We start from the raw sequence: 21,248 nt of genomic DNA, 5'->3' as shown, positions 1-21,248 counted from the left end.
TACATGGCTGCAACCTACCTGCCGACGCTGAAGCAGCTGCAATATCTGATTGCGTTGAAGGACCACGGCCATTTCGGGCGCGCGGCCGACGCCAGTTTCGTGACGCAATCGACGTTGTCGGCGGGGATTCGCGAACTGGAGACGCTGATCGGGGTAACGCTGGTCGAACGCACGCGCCGCGTGGTCCGCTTCACCCCGCTGGGGGACCAGATCGCGACGAAGGCGCGCCGCGTGCTGCGCGAGGCGGAGGAACTGGGCGACATGGCGCGCGCCGCCGGGCGGCCCCTGTCGGGCGAGATGCGGATGAGCGTGATCCCGACGATCGCGCCGTTCGTCCTGCCGCGCATCCTGCCGCGGTTGCGCAGCGACTATCCCGACCTGAAACTGTTCCTGCGCGAGGAGCCGAGCGGCCCAGCGTGCGAATCGCTGCAGAACGGGCGGGCTGACTGCGTGCTGCTGGCGCTGCCCTATGCGTGCGGCGACGTGACGACGCGCGCGCTGTTCGACGACGCGCTGTTCCTGGCGTTTCCAGAGGGCGAGCATCCGGCGTCGACGGCGTCGATTTCGGCGGCGGAAATCGACGAGAACCGATTGCTGCTGCTGGAGGACGGCCATTGTCTGAAGGACCACGCGCTGTCGGCGTGCAACCGGCCGGAGTTGCGCGCGGAGGCGCAGATGCTGGGCACGTCGCTGCATACGATCGTGCAGATGGTCGACAATGGCCTCGGCGTCACGTTGTTGCCGGAGATGGCGCTGACGGCGGGAATCCTCGATCATACCCGCGTGTCGGCGCGGCCGCTGGAGGGCGATAATCCGGCGCGAACGATCGCGCTGGCCTGGCGGCGCGCCTCGCCGCGCGAAAAGGATTTCCGGCTGCTGGCCGACATTCTCGCCGCCGACTGAATGAAACCATTTCGCGGCGTTGATCGTACCGAAAGGCAAGCGCCGCGTCCGCGGCAGGCTTATCGGGAGAGAATAGATGACCAAACTACCCTTGATCGCGCTGGTCGGCGCGCTCGCGATGGCCGGTTGCGCGCCGATGAACGCCGATACCGCCACTGCCTCCGATCCGGCGCCCGCCGCCGCCACGGCTGCGCCGGCCGACACCGCCATGGCCCCTGCGGGGAACAATCCGATGGTCGGCGGCGCAGCGATGGTCGCCACGAAGACGATCGTGGAAAATGCCTCGGCCGCGCCGAACCTGACGACACTGGTCGCGGCATTGAAGGCGGCCGGTCTGGTTGAGACGCTGTCGGGACCGGGGCCGTTCACCGTCTTCGCACCGACCAACGACGCCTTCGCCCGCCTCGCGCCGGGCACGGTCGACACGTTGCTGAAACCCGAGAACAAGGCGTCGCTGGTCAAGGTGCTGACCTATCACGTCGTGCCCGGCAACGTCGGTTCGGAACAACTGAAGACGATGATCACCACTGGCGGCGGGACGGCGACGCTGACCACCGTCGAAGGATCGACGCTGACCGCGCGGATGGAAGGTGCGGCGATCTCGGTGACCGACGTCAACGGCACCAAGAGCTATATCGAGACGCCGGACGTGCGGCAGTCGAACGGCGTGGTCCATGTCGTGAACGGCGTGGTCGTACCGAAGCTGGGTTAACTACCGTCCCACCGCGCGGCGGCGGCATCGTCGCTGTCGCGCGGTTCGACCCAGGTCGCGACATCACCACGCGTCTCGTTTTTCCAGAACGGCGCGTCAGTCTTCAGTCGATCGATCAGATACGCGCACGCCTCCAGCGCCGCACCGCGGTGATCGGCCCCCGCCCCGACGAAAACGATCCGCTCGCCAACCCGCATCGCGCCGACGCGGTGGACGATCGTCGCCGCGACCAGCGACCAGCGTGCGGCGGCCTCCTCGGCGATGCGGGTCAGCGCCGCCTCGGTGGCGCCGGGATAATGTTCGAGGCGAAGTTCGTTCACCCCGTCATCGCCGCGCACCAGTCCGGTGAACGTCGCCACCGACCCGCTGCGTTCGAGCGCGTGCAATTCCGCCGCGACGTCGATCGGCGCTTCGGAGATGGCAATACGGATCATCCGCCCGTCACCGGCGGAAAGATCGCGATCTCTCGCGCACCTGCAATCGGGGTGTCGAGCAGAACGAAATCCTGATCGATCGCCGCACGCAGGCGCGTTCGGTCGGCAAAGGCGGCGGCGTGGCCGTCGCTGCGGGTCGCCAGCCAGTCGATCAGATCCGCGATCGTTTTCGCGCTTTCCGGCGGCGAAGCCTCTTCCTCGCCCACCCCGATCCGTTCGCGCACCCAGGCGAAGTACAATACCCGCATGGTCAGTCCATGTGCTTCACACCGACGCGAAGGTAATCCCAGCCGGTGATGACAGTCAGCGCCGCCGCGCCCCACAGCGCGGCCAGACCGGTGACCTTGATCCACACCTCCGCCGGCAAAGCGCCGGCCAGAATCAACGCGCCGAACGCGACCAGTTGCAGCGTCGTCTTCCACTTCGCCAGCCTCGAGACGGGGAGCGACACCTGCAGCCCGGCAAGAAACTCACGCAAGCCTGACACCGCAATCTCGCGCAGCAGGATCACCAGCGCGGCGATGATGTGGATGCCGCTGATGATCGCGATATCGTCGTGCCGCGTGCCGACCAGCATCAGGATGACCGCCGCCACCATGATCTTGTCCGCGATCGGATCGAGGAACACGCCCAGTTTGGACACAGTGCCCTGCGCGCGCGCGAGATAGCCATCGAAATAATCGGTGATGCCCATCAGGCAGTACAGCACGAAGGCGATGGCGAACCCCGCCTCCCACCGCGGCCACCACAGGAAACCGACCAGCAGCGGCAGCGCGACGATCCGCGACAGGGTGAGCAGGTTCGGCAGTGACCACATCGTTCGACCGTTGGACTGCCAGCAACGCGCGCGCAACCCGCCCGCGACCCGCTTCACCCGCAATTCCTAGATTGGACCGCACCGCCAGCCTCCGCTATGGCCGCCGCAATGTCGCCACAACCAGGGCCTGTGCGTTCATGATCAATGCCCTCGGGCTTCTCAAGCGGCGGCGGTTCCTGCCGTTGTTCACCACCCAGTTTCTCGGCGCTTTCAACGACAATCTGTTCAAGACCTCGATGGTCCTGTTCGCGACGTACGAAATCTTTCAGGACGAGGCGCAGGAGAGTTTCTTCAACGCGCTCGCCGCCGCACTCTTCATCCTGCCGTTCTTCCTGTTTTCCGCGCTCGCCGGGCAGATCGCGGACACGACTGACAAGGCAAAGATCATCCGTATCGTAAAGATCGCGGAGTTCGGCATTATGGGGGTGGGTTGCCTGGGCCTCGTGCTCGCGCGCACCGGCGCGGTGACCGTCCCGGTCGTGCTGATGCTGACGGCCGTCGTCGGGCTGGGCATCCATTCCACTTTTTTCGGCCCGATAAAATATGCCATCCTGCCGCAACATCTGGAGGACGACGACGTGCTGGGCGGCACGGGACTGGTCGAGGCGGGAACGTATTTGTCGATCCTGCTGGGCACGATCGTGGCGGGCTTCATCTATCATTCGGTGTTCGTCGTCGCGGCGATGACCTTCGCGGTCGCAGCGCTCGGTCTGCTTACCGCGCGGATGGTGCCCCCTGCCCCGCGGCTCGGGCCGCCATTGAAGCTCGACCTGAACCCGTTCACCGCATCGTGGCGACTGATTTCGGCGACGATGCATATCCCGCGGCTGTTCCTGGCGATCTGCGCGATCAGCTTCTTCTGGACGATCGGATCGGTGCTGGTCGTCATCTTTCCCCCGCTGGTGAAGAACGTGCTGACGGCGGACGCGAGCGTCGCCAGCTTGGTGCTGGCGATATTCTCGGTCGGGGTGGCGATCGGGTCGGTGGTGGTGAACCTGCTGCTGCGCGGGCATATCTCCGCGAAATATTCGCCCGCATCGGTCATCGCAATGGGCGGCGCGGTGCTGGGTTTCTGGTTCGCGGTCGCCAATTGGGTACCAGCGCCGGAGGGCAAGCTGTTCGACATCGCTGCGTTCGTTACACACTCCGGCGCACCTTGGGTGCTACTGTCGCTGCTGGGCGTCGCGATCTTCGGCGGGATGTTCGTCGTTCCGCTCTATGCGTTCCTGACGACGACCGTGCCAAAGGACCAGACCGCACGCACGGTCGCGGCGAACAACGTGGTCAATTCCGGCGCGATGACTTTGGGGTCGCTATCGGTGGCCGGGGTTACCGCGCTCGGCGTCAGCGCAAGTCAGCTGTTGCTGCTGGTGGTCGCAATGTGCGGCGTATCGGCGTGGATCGCCCAGAAGCTGCACCGCGCCTGCGACTAGGTCACATGATCAGCGTGTAGAAGCAGACGAAAAACGCGGTGAAGCTCAAGACGAACAGCTTTAGATCGTGATCATCATCGCGCGTCGCCCGATCGATCACGGGCGGCGGAAGCGACCGGCGCAGCGGATGGCGGGCGGCTTCGTTGGTCAGGACTAATTGTCTGGTCATGGCGAAGTGTTAACGCTTCGTTTACGTTTTCGACCAGCGATATTCGTGGTTAACCGCGATCGTCCGATAACGGCACAGGAGAACGGGATGCCGCTCTACGAACTGCGCGGCCAGCGGCCGACCGTCCCCGCTTCGGCATGGGTGGCGCCGAGCGCCGATTTGATCGGCGACGTGCAATTGGCGGAAGACGTCAGCATCTGGTTCGGCGCGGTGATTCGCGGCGACAACACGCCCATCCCGATCGGCGCGCGCAGCAATATCCAGGAAGGCGCGATGCTCCATTCGGACCCTGATTCGCCGCTGATAGTGGGGGAGGATTGCACCGTCGGGCATCATGCTATCCTGCACGGCTGCACGATCGGAAACCGCGTGCTGATCGGGATGGGGGCGATCGTGCTGAACCACGCGACGATCGCGGACGATTGCATCGTCGGCGCGGGCGCGCTGGTGACCGAAGGAAAGACGTTTCCGGCCGGCAGCCTGATCGTCGGCAGCCCGGCGCGGGCGGTGAAGCAGCTCGACGATCGTGCGATCGCGATGCTGAAGCTGTCGGCGGCGCATTACGTCGAAAATGGCCGCGCCGCGGCGGCGGGGCTGAGGCGGATCGATTGACCCGCCCGCCCCGCCCGTTGGATCAGCGCGCGGTCAGCTCCACCCCGCGCTTCGCCTGCGCCGACGCGATCAGCGTATCGCGTTGCGGCGTGAAGGCGGCGATCGTGTCAACCTGGCAGGTTTTGGCCGCCCGGCGGCCGGCGCGGTCGAAGTCGACCACCGAAGCGCAAGCGTGCTTCGCCGCGATGGCGAGGCGGCGGTCGAACTTGGCGACGCCGTCCGCGGTGTCGAGCCGCAGGTCACTGACTCGGACGATGCGGGCGTTGGTGTCTTCGGCATAAGCCGAGGGCGTAGCGAGGAACCCCGCGGCGATCGCCGCGAGCGGAAGCAGGATCTTCATGTCGGGTCTCCGTAGTGTCATCCGGCAGCACCCGCTGCCGATGACTCGGTCTACCGCAAATATCAGTTGCAAACTAACACTGTTCTTGCACGACCATTCTGCATTGGTGCAGAATAGCGCTGAGAACGGAGCCGGTATGATCGAATGGGACGACCTGCGCCATTTCCTGGCCGTCGCCGAAACGGGGAGCACGCTCGCCGCCGGGCGTAAACTGCGGGTCAGCCAGACGACCGCCGCGCGGCGCGTCGCCGGGCTGGAGGAAACGTTGCGCCTGCGATTGTTCGATCGGAAGCAGGCGGGTTACCAACTCACGCCGGAAGGAGAAGCCCTGCTGGCGGGGGCGGAGGCCGTCGCTCAGGCGGTCGGCGCGTTCGAGGATGCCGCCGCCGCGCGCGTCCGGTCGATCGCCGGGGCGGTTCGGCTGACCGCGTCTGAAATCTTCGCGGTCACTTTCCTTCCCCCGATCCTGCGCGACTTTCACCTCGCACATCCCGACATCCGGATCGAACTCGACACGAGCGACGAGGTCCGCGACCTGGACAGCGGCGCGGCCGAGATCGCGATTCGCATCGCCACCTCGCCATCGGGCGCGGGCGTCGTCGGGCGGCGCATCGCCGACGACGAATGGGCGGTGTACTGCAGTCGCGACTATGCCGCGCGCCACGGCGTGCCCACCTCTACCGCCGAGCTCGCGGATCATGCGCTGATCGGCGGCGGTGAGGACGGCGTGTGGCGCTCCTATGGCGCCTATATCCGCGCACTGGGGCTCGAAGGATCGGTCAAGATGCACCACAACACCTCGCTCGGGTTGCTTGCCGCGGTGCGATCGGGTTTTGGCCTGTCCGCCCTGCCCTGCCTGGTCGCCGATCAGGAGGATGACCTGCTGCTATGCCTCGACACACCGCGCAGCGGGCGCGGGATGTGGCTGCTGACGCACGAGCGCTTGCGCCACGAACCCCGCGTGCGCGCGGTCATCGACTTCCTTTACGAACGGCTCGCACCGCTTGGCCGCGCACGCGCTGGACAGAGCGAAACACCGGCGACATAACATCCGTTATGTCCATTCCCGCCTCCCTGTCCCGCCTGTGGCTTCCCGTCATCGGATCGCCGCTGTTCATCATCTCCGGTCCCGAACTGGTCATTGCGCAGTGCAAGGCAGGGATCGTCGGCGCGTTCCCGGCGCTGAACGCGCGGCCGCAGGGGCTGCTGGACGAATGGCTTCACCGCATCACGGAAGAACTGGCGGCGCATAATCGCGACCATCCCGATCGCCCCGCTGCACCCTACGCCGTCAATCAGATCGTCCACAAATCGAACGACCGATTGGAGGCCGATCTGGCGACGTGCGAGAAATGGCAGGTGCCGATCACGATCACCTCGCTCGGCGCGCGCACCGAACTGAATCAGGCGGTTCACGGCTGGGGCGGGATCACGATGCACGACGTGATCGACGACCGCTTTGCGCGCAAAGCCGTCGAAAAGGGCGCGGATGGGCTGATCGCGGTCGCTGCGGGCGCTGGCGGTCACGCCGGGCGGCTGTCGCCATTCGCCATCATCCAGGAAATCCGCCAGTGGTTCTCCGGACCGCTCGCGCTGTCGGGCGCGATCGCGACCGGCGACGCGGTGCTGGCGGCGCAGGCGATGGGGGCGGATTTCGGCTATATCGGATCGCCGTTCATCGCCACGGTGGAGGCCAATGCCGACGAACGCTACAAACAGGGCATCGTCGCGGGCAAGGCGTCCGACATCGTCTATTCGAACCTGTTCACCGGCGTGCACGGCAACTACCTGCGCGGGTCGATCGAGGCGGCGGGGCTGGACCCCGACAATCTGCCCGAAGGCGACTACAAGACGATGAACTTCGGCCAGGGCGACAACGCGGGCAAAGCGAAGGCGTGGCGCGACATCTGGGGTTCGGGCCAGGGGATCGGCGCAGTCGTCGAGGTGGAAACGGTCGCCGCACGCGTCGACCGGATGGCGCGCGAATATAATGCGGCGAAGGCGCGCCTCGGGCTGTCACCAGCGCTGTCACAGGCGGCGTGAAGAGCGTCATCGCCGCGATCGCGCTGATCGCGGCTGCTCCGGCCTCCGCGTCGACCGATGAACGCGCGGCGATCCTGCGGGTCGTGGCCGATATGCAGGCGGCGTGGAATCGCGGCGATTTCCGCGGTTACATGGCGGGATTCAAGAACCCCGACGTCGTGTTCGTTTCCGGCGGCAAGTTTCAGGACGGCTGGCAGGGCACGCTCGACCATTACGTCCGTGATTATGGGGCGTCGCCAGACACGCGCGGCACGTTGCGCTTCTACGATATGAAGGTCGACTTGCTTGCCCCGGATGCGGCGATGCTGATCGGCCGCTACCACCTCGCTCGACCGAAACGCGCGATGGAGGGCGTCAACACGCGGCTGTTCCGTAAATTCGGCGGACGGTGGTTCATCACGATGAACCACGTTTCCGCTTATGAGATAGTTCCGCGAAAGTGAAATGTCGCATGGAAGCACGACTTTCCTACAACAACGGTTTCATGTAGCCTTGACGCCGATCTTTCTCATCCGATTCGACAGACTGGATCGATGGCGCACCGATCGGAAAATTCGTCCCCGTCATGTCTATGTATAATGCTCGCGTTGGCCTAACCTTAGACTAACTTTAGACGGTGCTAGCCCAGCCGCTTCCGGTTCGCGCGCACCTTCTTGCGATAGTGCCGCACCGCACCGCGCGTACCCGACAGCGGCGTCGTGCCGAGACCGCCGGTCATCCATGCCGTCTGCAACTCCATCGCAGCCTGCATCTTTTCGGACCACATCAATTGCGCTTCGCGGTCGGCGAGCGGGCCGCCGGTCGCCATCCGCATCAGGCGCAGACCGATCACCGTCGACGCCTCGATCCCGAGCGACCATGCCTCGATGCTGGCGCGGGTCCACTCCGCATAGGGAAAACGGTATGTCATGAATGTTCCTTGCCGACCCGTAGCGGCCGTTTGCACCTCAACGTACGGTCGCGGCAATCGGACCCGTCAGAATGCAAGCGCGAGGCGATCGAACATCGCGCGCGCCGGACTTTCGTCGCGCGCTTCCGCCCCCTGCGCAGCATCCAGCCGTGCGACGCGGCGATGCAGATCGACGCTGCCGCGGATCATCATCCGCGCCTGTTCGGGCAGCGCGTCGACCACCGCGGCGTCGCTGACCGGCGCATCGCCCAGCCGCCGCGACGGATCGAGCGCGTCGCGGGGGGCAAGCTCGCCCGCCTGCACCGCGCGCTGCGTCAACAGCCACGCGATGACGTGCATCAACCGCGTCGTCACCTTCAGCGATTCGCAACTGAACGACACGCGCGCCATCGGCGCCAGCGCCTCACGCTCGGCCCGTCCGCCCTCGTCGAAATAGCTGCGCGCCTCGTCCGCCAGCACCATCGATTCGACGTACAATGCGTCGATCAGCCGGCGTTGTACCGCCGAATCCGTCATCCCCCGATTCATGTCAGAGAGGTGACAGATTTCGCGGCCCCGCGCCACGGCGCAAACGCTCCATTCGTCCCGTCATGAAACTAGGCCGCGACCCAATCTGCCTTCGCGATGCCCTGTGCCCACAGCAGCGCGGTCAGGTCGCCGTGATCGATCCGCGCGTGCGCCGCCTGCGCGACGATCGGCTTGGCGTGATAGGCGACGCCAAGCCCCGCGATCCCGATCATCGCGAGGTCGTTCGCGCCGTCACCGACCGCCAGCGTCGCCTCGTCGGCAAGCCCGTGTTCGGCGCGCGCCCAGCGCAGCGTCCGCTCCTTCGTCGACGAATCGACGATCGGTTTCGCGACCGTCCCCGCGAGCGCGCCGCCACCGATCTCCAGCCGGTTGGCGATCACGCGATCGAAGCCGATCTCCGCACCGACCGGGTCCGCAAACGCGGTGAATCCGCCCGACACGAGAATCGTGGTTGCACCGCGCGCGCGCATCGTTCGCACCAGCGTCGCCGCGCCGGGGGTTAAACGCACGCGCTCGGCCCGGCAACGCTCGATCGCGCCTTCGTCCAACCCCTTCAACAACGCCACGCGCGCGTCGAGCGCATCGGCAAAGTCGAGCTCGCCTCGCATCGCGCGTTCGGTGATCGCGGCGATCTCCGGCTTGATGCCCGCATAGTCGGCGAGTTCGTCGATGCACTCGACGGTGATCATCGTCGAATCCATGTCCGCGACGAGCAGCATCTTCACCCGACCCGCCATCGGCTGGACCACCACGTCAACGCGATCGAACCGGTCCCCCAGCGCCTTGCGCGCCGCATCCGGGGCCAGCCCGAAATGGATATCGGCCGCGTCGCCCTCGTCCAGCCACCCGAGCGTCGTCGGAACGCATCCCGCCGCTGCCAGCGCGTCGTTCGCGTCGGACAAGGTCTGGGGCGAGAGCCGCCCTGCTGCTATCAGCGTCGCCGTGAACAAATCCGCCTCCACCCCGAGGGTCGCGCTCCCGAGGCTGGCGCTCATCGCAGGGCCGACCGCGAGCGGCAAGTCCGCGCTGGCGATCGCACTGGCCGAGGAGACCGGCGGGGTGGTGATCAATGCCGACGCCAGCCAGGTGTACCGCGACCTGCGCGTGCTGACCGCGCGACCGTCTGTAGAGAACGAAGCGCGCGTGCCGCACCGCTTGTTCGGGCATATCGACGGCGCGGAGAGCTGTTCGGCGGCACGCTGGGCGGCGGAGGCGCGCGCGACAATCGACGCGGTCCATGCTACGGGCCGCCTGCCGATCCTGGTCGGAGGATCGGGGCTTTATATCCGCACGCTGCTGGACGGGATTGCGCCGGTGCCGGGAATCGATCCGGCGATCCGCGATGAAGTCCGCGCGATGTCCGTGGCCGAGGCCCATACCGCTCTGACCGCCGCCGACCCAGCCGCGGCGCAACGCCTGTCGCCGAACGACACGACGCGGGTCGCGCGCGCGCTGGAGGTGGTGCGATCGACCGGGCGGCCGATCGCCGCGTGGCAGGAAGATTGCGCGGGCGGGATCGGCGACCGCATCGACCTCGCCCCACTGATCGTGCTGCCCGACCGCGACATGCTGCTCGAACGTTGCGACGCGCGCCTTGCCGCGATGTTCAACGATGGCGCGGTCGAGGAGGTGCAGGCGTTGCGCGCGCGAGCCGACGTTCCGGCCGACGCGCCGGTGATGCGCGCGATCGGCGTGCGCGAGGTTTCGGCGATGATCGACGGCACGATGTCGCGCGACGACGCGCTGACCAGCGCGCGGCTGGCCACGCGCCAATATGCCAAGCGGCAATACACTTGGTTCCGCAATCAGCCGCCTCCAAACTGGCCGCGAATTGACTTGGTTTCATATGATGTATTGAAACATTATTTCAATCTTTGGCCTTGACGCGTAATTTTCATTGCTCTAGCGCGCCCCGACCTGCCGGGCTATTCGCGTGTGCAGCAGATGAGGGAGCAATAAAGTGGCCGAGAAAAGCGGAGCCGATATCCTGGTCGAGGCGCTGTGCGATCTCGGCGTGGAGGTCGTGTTCGGCTATCCCGGCGGCGCGGTGCTGCCGATCTACGACGCCCTGTTCCGCACGAAACGCATCCGCCACATCCTGGTTCGTCACGAACAGGCCGCGACGCACGCCGCGGAGGGTTACGCGCGCTCGACCGGAAAGCCCGGCGTGGTGCTGGTCACCAGCGGCCCCGGCGCGACCAACGCGGTCACGGGCATCACCGATGCGCTGATGGATTCGATCCCGATGGTCGTCATCACCGGACAGGTGCCGACCGCGCTGATCGGCACCGACGCGTTTCAGGAAGCCGATACCGTCGGAATCACGCGCCACTGCACGAAGCATAACTACCTCGTGAAGGATCCCGCCGTCCTCGGCGCGGTGATTCATGAGGCGTTCCATATCGCGACCAGCGGCCGCCCTGGCCCGGTCGTGGTCGACATTCCCAAGGACGTGCAGGTCGCGACCGCGAAGTACAGCAAGCCCGGCCCGATCCAGCACAAGACATATCGCCCGGCGCTGAAGGCCGATCGGGCTGAGATCGAGCAGGTCGTCGACATGCTCGCCGCCGCCGACCGCCCGATCCTCTACACCGGCGGCGGGATCATCAATTCGGGACCGGGCGCCAGCCAGCTACTGCGCGAATTGCAACGCATCACCGGCGCGCCCGTCACCTCGACGCTGATGGGACTCGGCTGTTTCCCGGCGAGCCATGACGGCTTCCTCGGGATGCTGGGGATGCACGGCACCTACGAAGCCAACATGGCGATGAACCAGGCCGATCTGGTGATCGCGATCGGCGCGCGCTTCGATGATCGCGTGACCGGGCGGCTCGACGCGTTCAGCCCGAACAGCCGCAAGGTGCATATCGACATCGACCGCTCGAGCATCAACAAGACCGTGCGCATCGATCTGGCGGTGGTGGCCGACGCCGGCCACGCGATGGAGGACATGGTCCGCATCTGGAAATCGCGCCAGCATCCGAAACCCGACACGACCGACTGGTGGCGACGCATCGCCGGGTGGCGCGCGGTGAAGTGCCTCGATTTCCCCGAGGACGGGACCGAAATCATGCCGCAACGCGCGATCCGCGCCTTGTGGGACGCAACGCGCGCGCGGTCGCCGATCATCTCGACCGAGGTGGGTCAGCATCAGATGTGGGCGGCGCAGCATTTCGGCTTCGAAGCGCCGAACAAATGGCTGACCAGCGGCGGGCTCGGCACGATGGGCTACGGCCTGCCCGCTGCGATCGGCGCGCAACTAGGCAATCCCAATGCCTTGTGCATCGACATTGCGGGTGAGGCGTCGATCCAGATGAACATTCAGGAACTGGCGACGGCGACGCAATACCGCCTGCCGGTGAAGGTCTTCATCCTGAACAACGAATATATGGGCATGGTCCGCCAGTGGCAGGAACTGACCTACGAAAGCCGCTATTCGGAAAGTTACAGCGATTCCCTGCCCGACTTCGTGAAGCTGGCCGAGGCGTATGGCTGGAAGGGGATCAGGATCGAGGATCCCGCCGATCTGGACAGCGGCATCCAGGCGATGCTGGACCACGACGGCCCGGTGATGGTCGACTGCATGGTCGCCAAACTGGCGAACTGCTTCCCGATGATCCCGTCCGGCGCGGCGCATACCGACATGATCCTGCAGGCCAACGAAGTGTCGGGCACGATGGACGACGAAGCGAAGGCGCTGGTTTGAGTAATCACCGTCACCCCAGCGAAGGCTGGGGTCTTGTGCGGCAAGCGCACGCTCTAGCAACAGGGAGACCCCAGCCTTCGCTGGGGTGACGATTTTGCATATAAAAGAAGAAGCAGCCGAGCGGCATACGCTTGCCGTCATCGTCGACAACGAACCCGGTATCCTCGCGCGGATCGCGGGGCTGTTCACCGCGCGCGGCTATAATATCGAAAGCCTGACGGTCAGCGAGATCACCGCCGACAAATCGGTCAGCCGGATCACGATCGTGACCTCGGCCAGCCCGCACGTGCTGGAACAGATCGTCGCGCAGCTCGACCGGCTCGTCCCCGTCCATAAGGTGACCGACCTGACCGCGATGGGTGCGCACGTCGAGCGCGAGCTGGCGCTGATCAAGGTCCGCGGCGTCGGCGATCACCGGATCGAGGCGTTGCGGCTGGCCGATGTGTACCGCGCGCGCGTCGTCGATGCGACCACCTCCAGCTTCGTGTTCGAGGTTACGGGGGGGATCGAGAAGATCGACAAGTTCGTCGAACTGATGGGCGAAGTCGGCCTGATCGAGGTCGCGCGCACCGGCATCGTCGCGATTTCGCGGGGCAAGGAAGCCGCGTAACTCCATTCCGTCACCCCAGCGAAGGCTGGGGTCTCGTGCGGCAAGCGCACGCTTTAGCAACAGGGAGACCCCAGCCTTTGCTGGGGTGACGTTCCCGCAGAAAGGAACCTCAAATGCGTGTCTATTACGATCGCGACGCCGATCTGAACCTGATCACGGGTAAGAAGATCGCCATCGTCGGCTATGGCTCACAAGGCCACGCTCATGCGCAGAACCTGCGCGACAGCGGCGTCGCCGACGTGGCGATCGCGCTGCGCGAGGGGTCGGCCACCGCGAAGAAGGCGATAGACGCGGGCTTCGCGGTCAAATCGAACGAAGATGCAGCCAAATGGGCCGACATCGTCATGTTCCTGGCGCCCGACGAACATCAGGCCGCGATCTACGCCGACGATTATCACGAGCATATGAAACAGGGCGCCGCCCTCGCCTTCGCGCATGGTCTGAATGTGCATTTCGGATTGATCGAGCCGCGCGCCGACCTCGACGTCATCATGATCGCGCCGAAAGGCCCCGGCCACACGGTGCGCAGCGAATATGTCCGCGGCGGCGGCGTGCCCTGCCTGATCGCGGTCGACAAGGACGCCAGCGGCAACGCACACGACATCGCGCTCGCCTATGCCAGCGGCGTCGGCGGTGGTCGCAGCGGCATCATCGAAACGAACTTCCGAGAGGAATGCGAAACCGACCTGTTCGGCGAGCAGGCGGTGCTGTGCGGCGGTCTGACCCACCTGATTCAGGCCGGGTTCGAGACGCTGACCGAGGCGGGCTACGCACCCGAAATGGCCTATTTCGAATGCCTCCACGAAGTGAAGCTGATCGTCGACCTGATGTACGAAGGCGGCATCGCCAACATGCGCTATTCGATCAGCAACACCGCCGAATATGGCGACATCACCACCGGCCCGCGGATCATCACGTCCGAAACGAAGGCCGAGATGAAGCGCGTGCTGGCCGACATTCAGGGCGGGCGGTTCGTGAAGAACTTCGTCCTCGACAATCGCGCGGGTCAGCCCGAGCTGAAGGCGGCGCGAAAGGCGGCTGCGGCGCATCCGATCGAGCAGGTCGGCGCGAACCTGCGTGCGATGATGCCGTGGATCGGCGCGAACAAGCTGGTGGACAAGGACCGCAATTGATCGCCTGACCTGAAGCACCTTCCCGGTGGAGGCTGGGTAGGTGCTTTAGCCCCCGATCCGATTGCCCGCCCCGTTAACCTCCTGTAGGCGCGCGCCGATGTCGTATGGCGCGCACAAACCGGTTCGCGACCGGGCCGTTTCCGCGGCGCTGTCGATCGCGATCGTCGTTGGGCTGATTTTTGTCCTCCTGACGCTCGGCGCCTCGCCCGAACGACGCCGCGCCGCCGAAAAAATCCTCGCCACGTTCGACGTCCGTCCGCTCGCCAAGGTCGAAACGCGCGGGGTGAAAAACCCGCGGAATGCGAAGCCCGCGCTGCAACGCAAGGAAACGCCGCCACCGCCCGCCGCCGCGCCGCCTCCGCCCCGTCCCCCGCCGATCAAGCCGAACATGCTGGTCCTCACCAGCGAGGAGTTCGCCGCCGCCGACATCGGCTCTATCCCCGCGCGACCCGCCGACGGCGCAGGCAAGGGCGCGCAGACCGCCGACAGCGGATCGACTTATGGCCCCGGCGACGGACCCGGCGGGCAGCGGCTGTACAATGCCGCCTGGTATCGCGAACCGACCCGCGCGGAGATGGTCACATATCTGCCCCAGCGCGCGCAGGTCGGCTGGGGCATGATCGCGTGCCAGACGATCGAGCGCAACCGGGTCGAGAATTGCCGCGAGATCGGCGAATCGCCCGGATCGGGCATCGCGCGCGGCCTGCGGCAGGCGGCATGGCAGTTCCAGGTGCTGCCGCCTCGGATCAGCGGCAAGCCCGTCATCGGCGCGTGGGTGCGGATCAAGTTCGATCTGGTTCAGGGCGTCGTGAAGTAAAGCGGAAACGGCGCGTTTCGCGTTCGGACCTTCCGCTGGCCCGATCGTTGTGGTTGAACCTGCGCAACGAACCGGGAGAATCGAACCATGCGTATCGCCTATGCCGCGCTGCTGACGCTGTCCGCCACTGCCTTGCCGCTCGCCGCCCTGACGGCACAGGGTGCCCCGACGAAGCCGGGGTCGAAGAACCCCGCCGCTATCACCGGCGGCACCTACACCGCCGACAGTGGCCATTCGCTTGTCAAATGGACCGTCGATCATCTCGGCTTCACGCCATATTACGGCATCTTCGGCGATGTCGCGGGCACGCTGACGCTCGATCCGAAGAACCCCAACGCCGCCAAGGTCGACGTGACGATCCCGGTCAGCAAGGTGACGACCGCCAGCGCCGGCCTGACCTCGCACCTGCTGAAACCGGCGGCCGCGGGCGGCAAGCCCGACTTCTTCGGCCCCGCCCCCGCGGATGCAAAGTTCGTCTCGACCAGGGTAGTTGCCAGCGGCGAGACCGCGAAAATCACCGGCAATCTGACGCTGAACGGCGTGACGAAGCCCGTCACACTCGACGCCGCATTCTATGGCGCGGGCAAGGCCCCGGCGATGATGGGCGGCAAGGAGAACGTCGGCTTTACTGCGACGACGACCATCAAGCGCAGCGATTTCGGCGTCGCTTATGGCATCCCGATGGTGTCGGACGAAGTGAAGCTGGATATCGTCGCCGCGTTCCAGAAGTAACACTAAGCGGCGCGGCGCGCGGCGACCAGTCCCAGAAACGTCCCGCGCACCGCGTCCGATGCGCCGTCCAGCATCGTCGCCATCCGTGCGTCGAAGGCGTCGGCGGAGTCATTAGCGCCGCGCTTCGCCATCGCCCAGTCGCCGAACTGCCGCGCTTCTACCGCGCGATTGTGCAGCACCACGATCGCGACATGGCGCGGATCGGCGCGGATGCGGTCGAACACACGCTGCACGTCGGCATCCTCGCCTTCCAGCACCTGCAGGAAGCGGACACCGTCGGTATAGAGCAATCCGGTCACGCGATCGCGCCGGTTGTTGCGTACCGATTGCGCCATGATCGGGGCGACGTCGATCGGCTGGCCGCGCGTGGCGCTGGAACTGATGTAGAGAAGTTGGCGCATCGTTCGATCCTTCTGACCGACAGGAGCTATCGCTAACCCGTTACGAAACGGTCAATCTCGCGAGCGCGCTGGACATTGGTGTGCGGAACCGGCAATTCCTTTTCATGACCTGCGCACTGGCCCTTCGACTTATCCGCCCTTAGGGGTGCATCGAACCGGCACGCGCCCCTGAGGGCAATACCTGACGCCGATCACGGTCCGCCCAAGCGGACCGATCCCTCGGAGCCCATCATGCTGCGCGACCCATCGACCAAATACCGCCCCTTCCCCACGATCGACCTGCCCGATCGGCTCTGGCCCTCGAACACCATCACACACGCGCCGCGCTGGCTGTCGACCGATCTGCGTGATGGCAATCAGGCGCTGATCGATCCGATGGACGCGGAAAAGAAAACGCGGATGTTCGACCTGCTGGTGAAGGTCGGGTTGAAGGAGATCGAGGTCGGTTTCCCCGCCGCTGGGGCGACCGATTTCGACTTCATCGCCGGGCTGGTCGCGTGGGGCCGTATCCCGGACGACGTGACGATCCAGGTGCTGACGCAATCGCGCCGCGACCTGATCGAGACGAGCTTCCAATCGCTGAACGGCGCGAAGCGGGCGATCGTCCATCTCTACAATGCGGTCAGCCCCGCATGGCGCAAGATCGTCTTCGGCATGACGCGCGACGAAGTGCGTCAGATCGCGATCGACGGCGCGAAGGTGCTGCGCGACGAGGCGGCGAAGCAGCCCGATACCGACTGGCAGTTCGAATACAGCCCCGAGACCTTCTCCACCGCCGAACTCGATTTCTCGGTCGAGGTCTGCGCCGCGGTGATGGAGGTGCTGCGCCCCACCCCGGATCGCCCGATCATCCTGAATCTGCCCGCGACGGTCGAATGTGCGACGCCCAACGTCTATGCCGACCAAATCGAGTGGTTCATCCGCAACCTGCCGAACCGCGACAGTGCGGTCATCAGCCTGCACACCCACAACGATCGCGGCACCGGCGTCGCGGCGGCGGAACTGGGCATGATGGCGGGCGCGGACCGGGTCGAGGGCTGTTTGCTCGGCAATGGCGAGCGCACCGGCAACTGCGATCTCGTGACGCTGGCGCTGAACATGTACACCCAAGGCGTCGATCCACGGCTGGACCTGTCGGACATTGATGCGGTGGTGAACACGGTCAATTACTGCACCAACATCCCCGTCCACCCGCGCACGCCCTATGCCGGCGACCTAGTGTTCACCGCCTTTTCGGGCAGCCATCAGGATGCGATCAAGAAGGGGTTTGCGGCGCAGGAAGCGCGCAACGACGATTTCTGGGAAGTCCCGTATCTGCCGATCGACCCCGCCGATCTCGGGCGCAGCTACGAAGCGGTGATCCGCGTCAATTCGCAGTCGGGCAAGGGCGGCGTGGCGTGGGTGATCGAGCAGGACAAGGGGCTGAAACTGCCCAAGCGCCTGCAGGCCGATTTCAGCCGCCACGTCCAGCGCCTGGCCGACGAGACCAGCCGCGAACTGAACGCCGCCGACATCTGGGCCGCGTTCGAGACCGCGTACCTGCCCGCCGCCACCGACCGCTTCATGCTGCGCGATTACGAGGAGCACGGGCCTTCCGGGGACCGCACCTTCGTCGGCCGCGTGGCGATCGACGGCGAGGAACGATCTTTGTCGGGCCGCGGCAACGGCCTGATCTCGGGCGTGATCGCCGCGCTGGCGGATTCGACCGGGCCGGAGCTGGCGGTAGTTGACTATACCGAACACGCGATCGGCCACGGCGCGGACGCACAGGCCGCGACATACCTCGAATGCCGCACCGGCGACGGCCGGACCGTCTGGGGCGTCGGCATCGACACCGACATCGCGACGGCGAGTGTGCGCGCGGTGCTGAGCGCGGCGAACCGGGCGTGAAACGCGAAGGTTAGGCTAAGGTTAGGCCAAGACGGCGTTTCCTGGGCGCGCCAAAAGTCACGGTAAAGTCACACCTACGCGCGCCGATCAGACGCGATCGGCGTTTGCCGGTGTCCAGCGGTGAGAAACAGCTAACGCCCCTTAACAGGCCGGCGTCGTGTAGGAAACGCGCTGATCGACACTGGTGTTAGTGCCGGCAATTCGCCGATGAAGAGGACGGCGCTAGCAACTTTCCTATGCGAGCACTCGGCGCGATACGGCTGGGTGGCATTCAATGATTCAGTGTATCTCGCCGCTCTTTAGCGATCTGGTTGGTCTCGACAACCGGACGTTAACGCAGCTCGACTAGCACAGGCCAACTCATTGGAAGGACAAGCGATGACACGCTTTTGGCCCGGCCTCATGTTACTGGCGATCGCGCAACCCGCGTGGGCGGGCGATAGTGATGCGCCCTACTACGGTCCCATGAAGCGCTGGCACGGAATCGGCTACAAGTTTGGGTACCAGGACCGGACCGAGAAGGACGGATCCTGGCGGATCGATGCGGCGATCCATGGACGCGGCGACGCGATCAACATGGCGCTGTACCGCGCGGCGGAACGCGCGCGCGCAGAGGGATATCGCTATATCTTCTTCCTTGGCGGCGAGGGATCGAAATCGCCGGGAATGGATGCGGCCACGGTTTATGCACGGCCAAGTCATGAGGGGGTGCCTCCGCTCGGCTGTCGATCCAAGAAAATCACCAGTTGCTACACCGCCGATGTGGCGGAGGTGCTGCGCATCCTGGGCGGGCCTGGCGGCACCCAGCCGGGGGTGCCCATCGTGGATCACCGCGACCAATTCGGGCGAGAGGTCTTCTTGTCTGGTTATGGCACCGGCGGGGTCGCTACACTGCTGCCGGGCGGCATGGTCCGAAGCCACGTCGCGACGATCGTGGAAAACCGGTCGAACAGCAATCCGGCGGCAAACCCCCGCGTCGCGCCAATCCCGGCCCTGATGACCGCGGCGCCCGAGCGGGTTACGGCCGGAGCGGCTACACCGATCCCGGTCAACGCCGCAGTCGCGCCACGCGGCACCGCCGTTCCCATCGCAAATAGTCGGCTCGAACAGGCACTCAAAGCTAACCAGCCGGTGCGCGGTCGCGAGCCGAATCTGGGCTGGACTATCAGCGACTGACTGACCGGTCTCGCTCGAATGGTTCGGGCTGGCATATCGAGTCAGACCGAGCAGTCTCCAGCCAAAACCTGCCGGACTTCTATCCATTCGCGACGGTCGCCTAACGCCCCCGCACGATCTCACACCCGACCGTCGCATCGGGATACACATCGAGCTTCATCGACCTGACCCGAACCTCGCGCACCCGCAGGTCGGTGAGGCACAGCGCGGCGACCGCTTCGCATAGGGTTTCCTGCAGGGCGAAACCGGGACCGGCGGCCATTTGCTGCAAACCGGAGCGAACGAAGTCGTAGTCGAGCACTTCGGTGATCGCGTCCGCGCCGAGTGGTTTGGGATACACGACGGTCATCCACACCGACACGCGGACGCGTTGCGGGGCGATTTCGTGCGGGTGGATGCCGAGGTGCATCCGGACCTCGAGGTTTTCGAGGATAGTGGTGAATTCAGGCATCGCGTCCCTCGAACATCACGTCTCCGCCGCGCTTCAGAAACCTCTGCCCGCAATCGACGAACAGGTTCTGCCCCGTCACGCTCGCCGCCCCCAGCAGATAGACCACCGCGTCGGCCACCGCCGCCGCGCCTACCGGGCGTTGCAACAGGTTTTCCCGCGCCACGCGGTCGAACGCAGCCGCCGACTGATCCCCGCTCGGCAAGGTCAGCCCCGGCGATACGGCATTCACCCGCACGCGCGGGGCAAACGCCATGGCCTGCATGACAGTCGCGGCCTCCAGCGCCGCCTTCGTGCAGGTGTAGGAAAAGAAATCGGGGTTGAGGTTCGCGACCTTCTGATCGAGCAGGTTCACCACGGCGCCATTCGTCAGCCCGGCCTGCGCCGCCAGCGCGGCGGTCAGCAGCGACGGGGCGAGCAGGTTCGTCGCGTGGAGCTTCGCCGCGAGCGCCGGATCGATCGCGTCGGGCGAGTCGAATTCGAACAGCGAGGCCGAATTGACCAGTCCGTCGATCGGCCGGCCCGCCGCCTCGCAAGCGCGCGCGAACAGCCCGGGGACGCCCGCGCTGTCGGCCAGATCACCCTGCACGCTCACACCGCCGAGTTCCGTCGCCAGCGCCCCCACCGCATCGCGCGATGTCCGATAATGGATCACCACTTGGTGCCCGGCCGCAGCGCAGGCTCGCGCGATCGCTGCGCCCAGTCGCTTCGCCCCGCCGGTTACCAGAACGCGCATCAGCACCCCATCAGCGCGAGGACTTCCTTGCGGCTGCGCTCGTCGTCGCGGAACACGCCCATCATCCGACTGGTAACCATCGCTACGCCGGGCGTGCGCACGCCGCGCGCGGTCATGCAGGCGTGGCTCGCCTCGATCACCACCGCGACGCCCTGCGGCTTCAGCCCTTCCCAGATACAGTCGGCCACCTCGGCGGTCAGCCTTTCCTGCACCTGCAGCCGCCGCGCAAAAGCGTGGAGGACGCGCGCCAGTTTCGAGATGCCGACGACATGGTTGCGCGGCAGATACGCGATGTGCGCCTTGCCAATGATCGGCGCCATGTGGTGTTCGCAGTGCGACTGAAACGGAATATCCTTCAGGATCACGATCTCGTCATAGCCGCCGACCTCTTCGAAGATTCGCGACAGATGCTGTTCGGGGTGGTCGGCATAGCCCGCGCAATACTCCCGCCACGCGCGCGCGACGCGTTTAGGCGTATCGATCAGGCCTTCCCGCGCGGGATCGTCGCCGGCCCAGCGAATCAATGTTCGTATCGCATCCGCAACATTTTCCGGGACTTCGAGCTTGCCATTCGATCCGATCAAGTCCCCGTCTTCGGGACTCGCGTGTTCAATCGCCATCCGCCATCCTTCTTCGCAGGCGCAAGATTCCCGCACCGCACCATGACACAGGTTCGATATAGCAACTGTTTCATTTCG

General features: G+C 65.5%; 27 protein-coding genes. 15 read left to right on the top strand and 12 right to left on the bottom strand.

Annotated elements, in window-relative coordinates:
* Positions 1–3: 3 nt before the first annotated feature.
* Complete coding sequence (locus M0208_RS16820; protein WP_258892816.1) at positions 4–903, top strand: hydrogen peroxide-inducible genes activator; 900 nt, start codon at positions 4–6, stop codon at positions 901–903.
* 76 nt (positions 904–979) lie between these two features.
* Positions 980–1,615: a fasciclin domain-containing protein gene (locus tag M0208_RS16815; protein ID WP_258892815.1), complete on the top strand. Its 636-nt coding sequence runs from the start codon at positions 980–982 to the stop codon at positions 1,613–1,615.
* Here M0208_RS16815 and M0208_RS16810 read toward each other — a convergent pair.
* From M0208_RS16810 to pgsA, 3 genes are read right to left on the bottom strand one after another with little or no spacing between them, the layout of a single operon-like run.
* On the bottom strand, positions 1,612–2,049 hold the full coding sequence (locus M0208_RS16810; RefSeq protein WP_258892814.1) for a molybdenum cofactor biosynthesis protein MoaE: 438 nt from the start codon (positions 2,047–2,049) through the stop codon (positions 1,612–1,614). The genes M0208_RS16815 and M0208_RS16810 overlap by 4 nt on opposite strands.
* On the bottom strand, positions 2,046–2,303 hold the full coding sequence (gene moaD / locus M0208_RS16805) for a molybdopterin converting factor subunit 1 (RefSeq protein WP_258893292.1): 258 nt from the start codon (positions 2,301–2,303) through the stop codon (positions 2,046–2,048). Before moaD ends, M0208_RS16810 begins: the two co-directional genes overlap by 4 nt.
* Complete coding sequence (gene pgsA / locus M0208_RS16800; protein WP_258892813.1) at positions 2,300–2,866, bottom strand: CDP-diacylglycerol--glycerol-3-phosphate 3-phosphatidyltransferase; 567 nt, start codon at positions 2,864–2,866, stop codon at positions 2,300–2,302. The genes moaD and pgsA overlap by 4 nt, the downstream gene beginning before the upstream one ends.
* 137 nt (positions 2,867–3,003) lie before the next feature.
* On the opposite strand from pgsA, the gene M0208_RS16795 reads away from it, so the two are divergent.
* A complete protein-coding gene (locus M0208_RS16795) occupies positions 3,004–4,299 on the top strand; it encodes an MFS transporter (RefSeq protein WP_258892812.1) in 1,296 nt (431 codons plus the stop codon).
* A gap of 1 nt (position 4,300) precedes the next feature.
* On the opposite strand, the gene M0208_RS16790 is transcribed toward M0208_RS16795, so the two are convergent.
* Complete coding sequence (locus tag M0208_RS16790; protein ID WP_258892811.1) at positions 4,301–4,468, bottom strand: hypothetical protein; 168 nt, start codon at positions 4,466–4,468, stop codon at positions 4,301–4,303.
* A gap of 87 nt (positions 4,469–4,555) precedes the next feature.
* Here M0208_RS16790 and M0208_RS16785 point away from each other — a divergent pair, with 87 nt between their 5' ends.
* Positions 4,556–5,080: a gamma carbonic anhydrase family protein gene (locus tag M0208_RS16785; RefSeq protein WP_258892810.1), complete on the top strand. Its 525-nt coding sequence runs from the start codon at positions 4,556–4,558 to the stop codon at positions 5,078–5,080.
* Between the two features lie 22 nt (positions 5,081–5,102).
* On the opposite strand, the gene M0208_RS16780 is transcribed toward M0208_RS16785, so the two are convergent.
* Positions 5,103–5,420, bottom strand: coding sequence for a UrcA family protein (locus M0208_RS16780; RefSeq protein WP_258892809.1), 318 nt, complete (start codon positions 5,418–5,420; stop codon positions 5,103–5,105).
* Positions 5,421–5,556: 136 nt separating this feature from the next.
* Between M0208_RS16780 and M0208_RS16775 the strand changes: the two genes are divergently transcribed.
* The 3 genes from M0208_RS16775 to M0208_RS16765 are packed head-to-tail and all read left to right on the top strand — an operon-like array spanning position 5,557 to position 7,906.
* Positions 5,557–6,468: a LysR family transcriptional regulator gene (locus M0208_RS16775; RefSeq protein WP_258892808.1), complete on the top strand. Its 912-nt coding sequence runs from the start codon at positions 5,557–5,559 to the stop codon at positions 6,466–6,468.
* Between the two features lie 8 nt (positions 6,469–6,476).
* Positions 6,477–7,463 (top strand): nitronate monooxygenase family protein, encoded by a 987-nt coding sequence (locus M0208_RS16770; protein WP_258892807.1) that lies wholly within the window; start codon positions 6,477–6,479, stop codon positions 7,461–7,463.
* Positions 7,460–7,906, top strand: coding sequence for a YybH family protein (locus M0208_RS16765; RefSeq protein WP_408988116.1), 447 nt, complete (start codon positions 7,460–7,462; stop codon positions 7,904–7,906). The genes M0208_RS16770 and M0208_RS16765 overlap by 4 nt, the downstream gene beginning before the upstream one ends.
* A gap of 176 nt (positions 7,907–8,082) precedes the next feature.
* Here M0208_RS16765 and M0208_RS16760 read toward each other — a convergent pair whose 3' ends face one another.
* The 3 genes from M0208_RS16760 to serB form a co-directional block, all read right to left on the bottom strand.
* Positions 8,083–8,373 (bottom strand): hypothetical protein, encoded by a 291-nt coding sequence (locus M0208_RS16760; protein WP_258892806.1) that lies wholly within the window; start codon positions 8,371–8,373, stop codon positions 8,083–8,085.
* A 66-nt stretch (positions 8,374–8,439) separates the two neighbouring features.
* On the bottom strand, positions 8,440–8,889 hold the full coding sequence (locus M0208_RS16755; RefSeq protein ID WP_258892805.1) for a DUF1465 family protein: 450 nt from the start codon (positions 8,887–8,889) through the stop codon (positions 8,440–8,442).
* An 80-nt stretch (positions 8,890–8,969) separates the two neighbouring features.
* Positions 8,970–9,851: a phosphoserine phosphatase SerB gene (serB, locus tag M0208_RS16750; protein WP_258892804.1), complete on the bottom strand. Its 882-nt coding sequence runs from the start codon at positions 9,849–9,851 to the stop codon at positions 8,970–8,972.
* Here serB and miaA point away from each other — a divergent pair.
* The 6 genes from miaA (at position 9,844) to M0208_RS16720 (ending at position 15,899) form a co-directional block, all read left to right on the top strand.
* Positions 9,844–10,785, top strand: coding sequence for a tRNA (adenosine(37)-N6)-dimethylallyltransferase MiaA (gene miaA, locus M0208_RS16745; protein ID WP_258892803.1), 942 nt, complete (start codon positions 9,844–9,846; stop codon positions 10,783–10,785). The two genes, serB and miaA, sit on opposite strands and share 8 nt — an antisense overlap.
* Before the next feature lie 76 nt (positions 10,786–10,861).
* Positions 10,862–12,607 carry an acetolactate synthase 3 large subunit gene (locus M0208_RS16740; protein WP_258892802.1) on the top strand — a complete coding sequence of 582 codons (1,746 nt, stop codon included), beginning with the start codon at positions 10,862–10,864 and terminating at the stop codon, positions 12,605–12,607.
* A gap of 94 nt (positions 12,608–12,701) precedes the next feature.
* Positions 12,702–13,217, top strand: a complete 516-nt coding sequence (ilvN, locus tag M0208_RS16735) for an acetolactate synthase small subunit (RefSeq protein ID WP_258893290.1) — start codon at positions 12,702–12,704, stop codon at positions 13,215–13,217.
* Between the two features lie 113 nt (positions 13,218–13,330).
* Entirely contained in the window at positions 13,331–14,350 is a 1,020-nt protein-coding gene (gene ilvC / locus M0208_RS16730) for a ketol-acid reductoisomerase (RefSeq protein ID WP_258892801.1), read from the top strand.
* A 97-nt stretch (positions 14,351–14,447) separates the two neighbouring features.
* Positions 14,448–15,167, top strand: coding sequence for a hypothetical protein (locus tag M0208_RS16725; RefSeq protein WP_258892800.1), 720 nt, complete (start codon positions 14,448–14,450; stop codon positions 15,165–15,167).
* 87 nt (positions 15,168–15,254) lie between these two features.
* Positions 15,255–15,899: a YceI family protein gene (locus M0208_RS16720; protein ID WP_258892799.1), complete on the top strand. Its 645-nt coding sequence runs from the start codon at positions 15,255–15,257 to the stop codon at positions 15,897–15,899.
* A gap of 2 nt (positions 15,900–15,901) precedes the next feature.
* Here M0208_RS16720 and M0208_RS16715 read toward each other — a convergent pair whose 3' ends face one another.
* Positions 15,902–16,300, bottom strand: coding sequence for a BLUF domain-containing protein (locus M0208_RS16715; RefSeq protein ID WP_258892798.1), 399 nt, complete (start codon positions 16,298–16,300; stop codon positions 15,902–15,904).
* Positions 16,301–16,531: 231 nt separating this feature from the next.
* Here M0208_RS16715 and leuA point away from each other — a divergent pair, with 231 nt between their 5' ends.
* Together leuA and M0208_RS16705 are read left to right on the top strand one after the other, a co-directional pair.
* On the top strand, positions 16,532–18,190 hold the full coding sequence (leuA, locus tag M0208_RS16710) for a 2-isopropylmalate synthase (protein ID WP_258892797.1): 1,659 nt from the start codon (positions 16,532–16,534) through the stop codon (positions 18,188–18,190).
* A gap of 378 nt (positions 18,191–18,568) precedes the next feature.
* Positions 18,569–19,366, top strand: a complete 798-nt coding sequence (locus M0208_RS16705; RefSeq protein WP_258892796.1) for a hypothetical protein — start codon at positions 18,569–18,571, stop codon at positions 19,364–19,366.
* Between the two features lie 100 nt (positions 19,367–19,466).
* Here M0208_RS16705 and M0208_RS16700 read toward each other — a convergent pair whose 3' ends face one another.
* The 3 genes from M0208_RS16700 to folE are packed head-to-tail and all read right to left on the bottom strand — an operon-like array spanning position 19,467 to position 21,170.
* Complete coding sequence (locus M0208_RS16700; RefSeq protein WP_258892795.1) at positions 19,467–19,817, bottom strand: dihydroneopterin aldolase; 351 nt, start codon at positions 19,815–19,817, stop codon at positions 19,467–19,469.
* Positions 19,810–20,550, bottom strand: coding sequence for an SDR family oxidoreductase (locus M0208_RS16695; protein WP_258892794.1), 741 nt, complete (start codon positions 20,548–20,550; stop codon positions 19,810–19,812). Before M0208_RS16695 ends, M0208_RS16700 begins: the two co-directional genes overlap by 8 nt.
* Complete coding sequence (gene folE / locus M0208_RS16690) at positions 20,550–21,170, bottom strand: GTP cyclohydrolase I FolE (RefSeq protein WP_258892793.1); 621 nt, start codon at positions 21,168–21,170, stop codon at positions 20,550–20,552. Before folE ends, M0208_RS16695 begins: the two co-directional genes overlap by 1 nt.
* Between the last annotated feature and the right edge of the window lie 78 nt (positions 21,171–21,248).

The organism is Sphingomonas sp. SUN019, from assembly GCF_024758705.1.
Lineage (GTDB): Bacteria > Pseudomonadota > Alphaproteobacteria > Sphingomonadales > Sphingomonadaceae > Sphingomonas.
This window is presented reverse-complemented; position numbering and strand designations above follow the sequence as displayed.

Coding starts and splice junctions, on each gene's coding strand:
- M0208_RS16820 (WP_258892816.1), top strand. CDS start 4: ATGGCTGCAACCTACCTGCCGACGCTGAAGCAGCTGCAATATCTGATT.
- M0208_RS16815 (WP_258892815.1), top strand. CDS start 980: ATGACCAAACTACCCTTGATCGCGCTGGTCGGCGCGCTCGCGATGGCC.
- M0208_RS16810 (WP_258892814.1), bottom strand. CDS start 2,049: ATGATCCGTATTGCCATCTCCGAAGCGCCGATCGACGTCGCGGCGGAA.
- pgsA (WP_258892813.1), bottom strand. CDS start 2,866: ATGTGGTCACTGCCGAACCTGCTCACCCTGTCGCGGATCGTCGCGCTG.
- M0208_RS16795 (WP_258892812.1), top strand. CDS start 3,004: ATGATCAATGCCCTCGGGCTTCTCAAGCGGCGGCGGTTCCTGCCGTTG.
- M0208_RS16790 (WP_258892811.1), bottom strand. CDS start 4,468: ATGACCAGACAATTAGTCCTGACCAACGAAGCCGCCCGCCATCCGCTG.
- M0208_RS16785 (WP_258892810.1), top strand. CDS start 4,556: ATGCCGCTCTACGAACTGCGCGGCCAGCGGCCGACCGTCCCCGCTTCG.
- M0208_RS16780 (WP_258892809.1), bottom strand. CDS start 5,420: ATGAAGATCCTGCTTCCGCTCGCGGCGATCGCCGCGGGGTTCCTCGCT.
- M0208_RS16775 (WP_258892808.1), top strand. CDS start 5,557: ATGATCGAATGGGACGACCTGCGCCATTTCCTGGCCGTCGCCGAAACG.
- M0208_RS16770 (WP_258892807.1), top strand. CDS start 6,477: ATGTCCATTCCCGCCTCCCTGTCCCGCCTGTGGCTTCCCGTCATCGGA.
- M0208_RS16760 (WP_258892806.1), bottom strand. CDS start 8,373: ATGACATACCGTTTTCCCTATGCGGAGTGGACCCGCGCCAGCATCGAG.
- M0208_RS16755 (WP_258892805.1), bottom strand. CDS start 8,889: ATGACGGATTCGGCGGTACAACGCCGGCTGATCGACGCATTGTACGTC.
- ilvC (WP_258892801.1), top strand. CDS start 13,331: ATGCGTGTCTATTACGATCGCGACGCCGATCTGAACCTGATCACGGGT.
- M0208_RS16725 (WP_258892800.1), top strand. CDS start 14,448: ATGTCGTATGGCGCGCACAAACCGGTTCGCGACCGGGCCGTTTCCGCG.
- M0208_RS16720 (WP_258892799.1), top strand. CDS start 15,255: ATGCGTATCGCCTATGCCGCGCTGCTGACGCTGTCCGCCACTGCCTTG.
- M0208_RS16715 (WP_258892798.1), bottom strand. CDS start 16,300: ATGCGCCAACTTCTCTACATCAGTTCCAGCGCCACGCGCGGCCAGCCG.
- leuA (WP_258892797.1), top strand. CDS start 16,532: ATGCTGCGCGACCCATCGACCAAATACCGCCCCTTCCCCACGATCGAC.
- M0208_RS16705 (WP_258892796.1), top strand. CDS start 18,569: ATGACACGCTTTTGGCCCGGCCTCATGTTACTGGCGATCGCGCAACCC.
- M0208_RS16700 (WP_258892795.1), bottom strand. CDS start 19,817: ATGCCTGAATTCACCACTATCCTCGAAAACCTCGAGGTCCGGATGCAC.
- M0208_RS16695 (WP_258892794.1), bottom strand. CDS start 20,550: ATGCGCGTTCTGGTAACCGGCGGGGCGAAGCGACTGGGCGCAGCGATC.
- folE (WP_258892793.1), bottom strand. CDS start 21,170: ATGGCGATTGAACACGCGAGTCCCGAAGACGGGGACTTGATCGGATCG.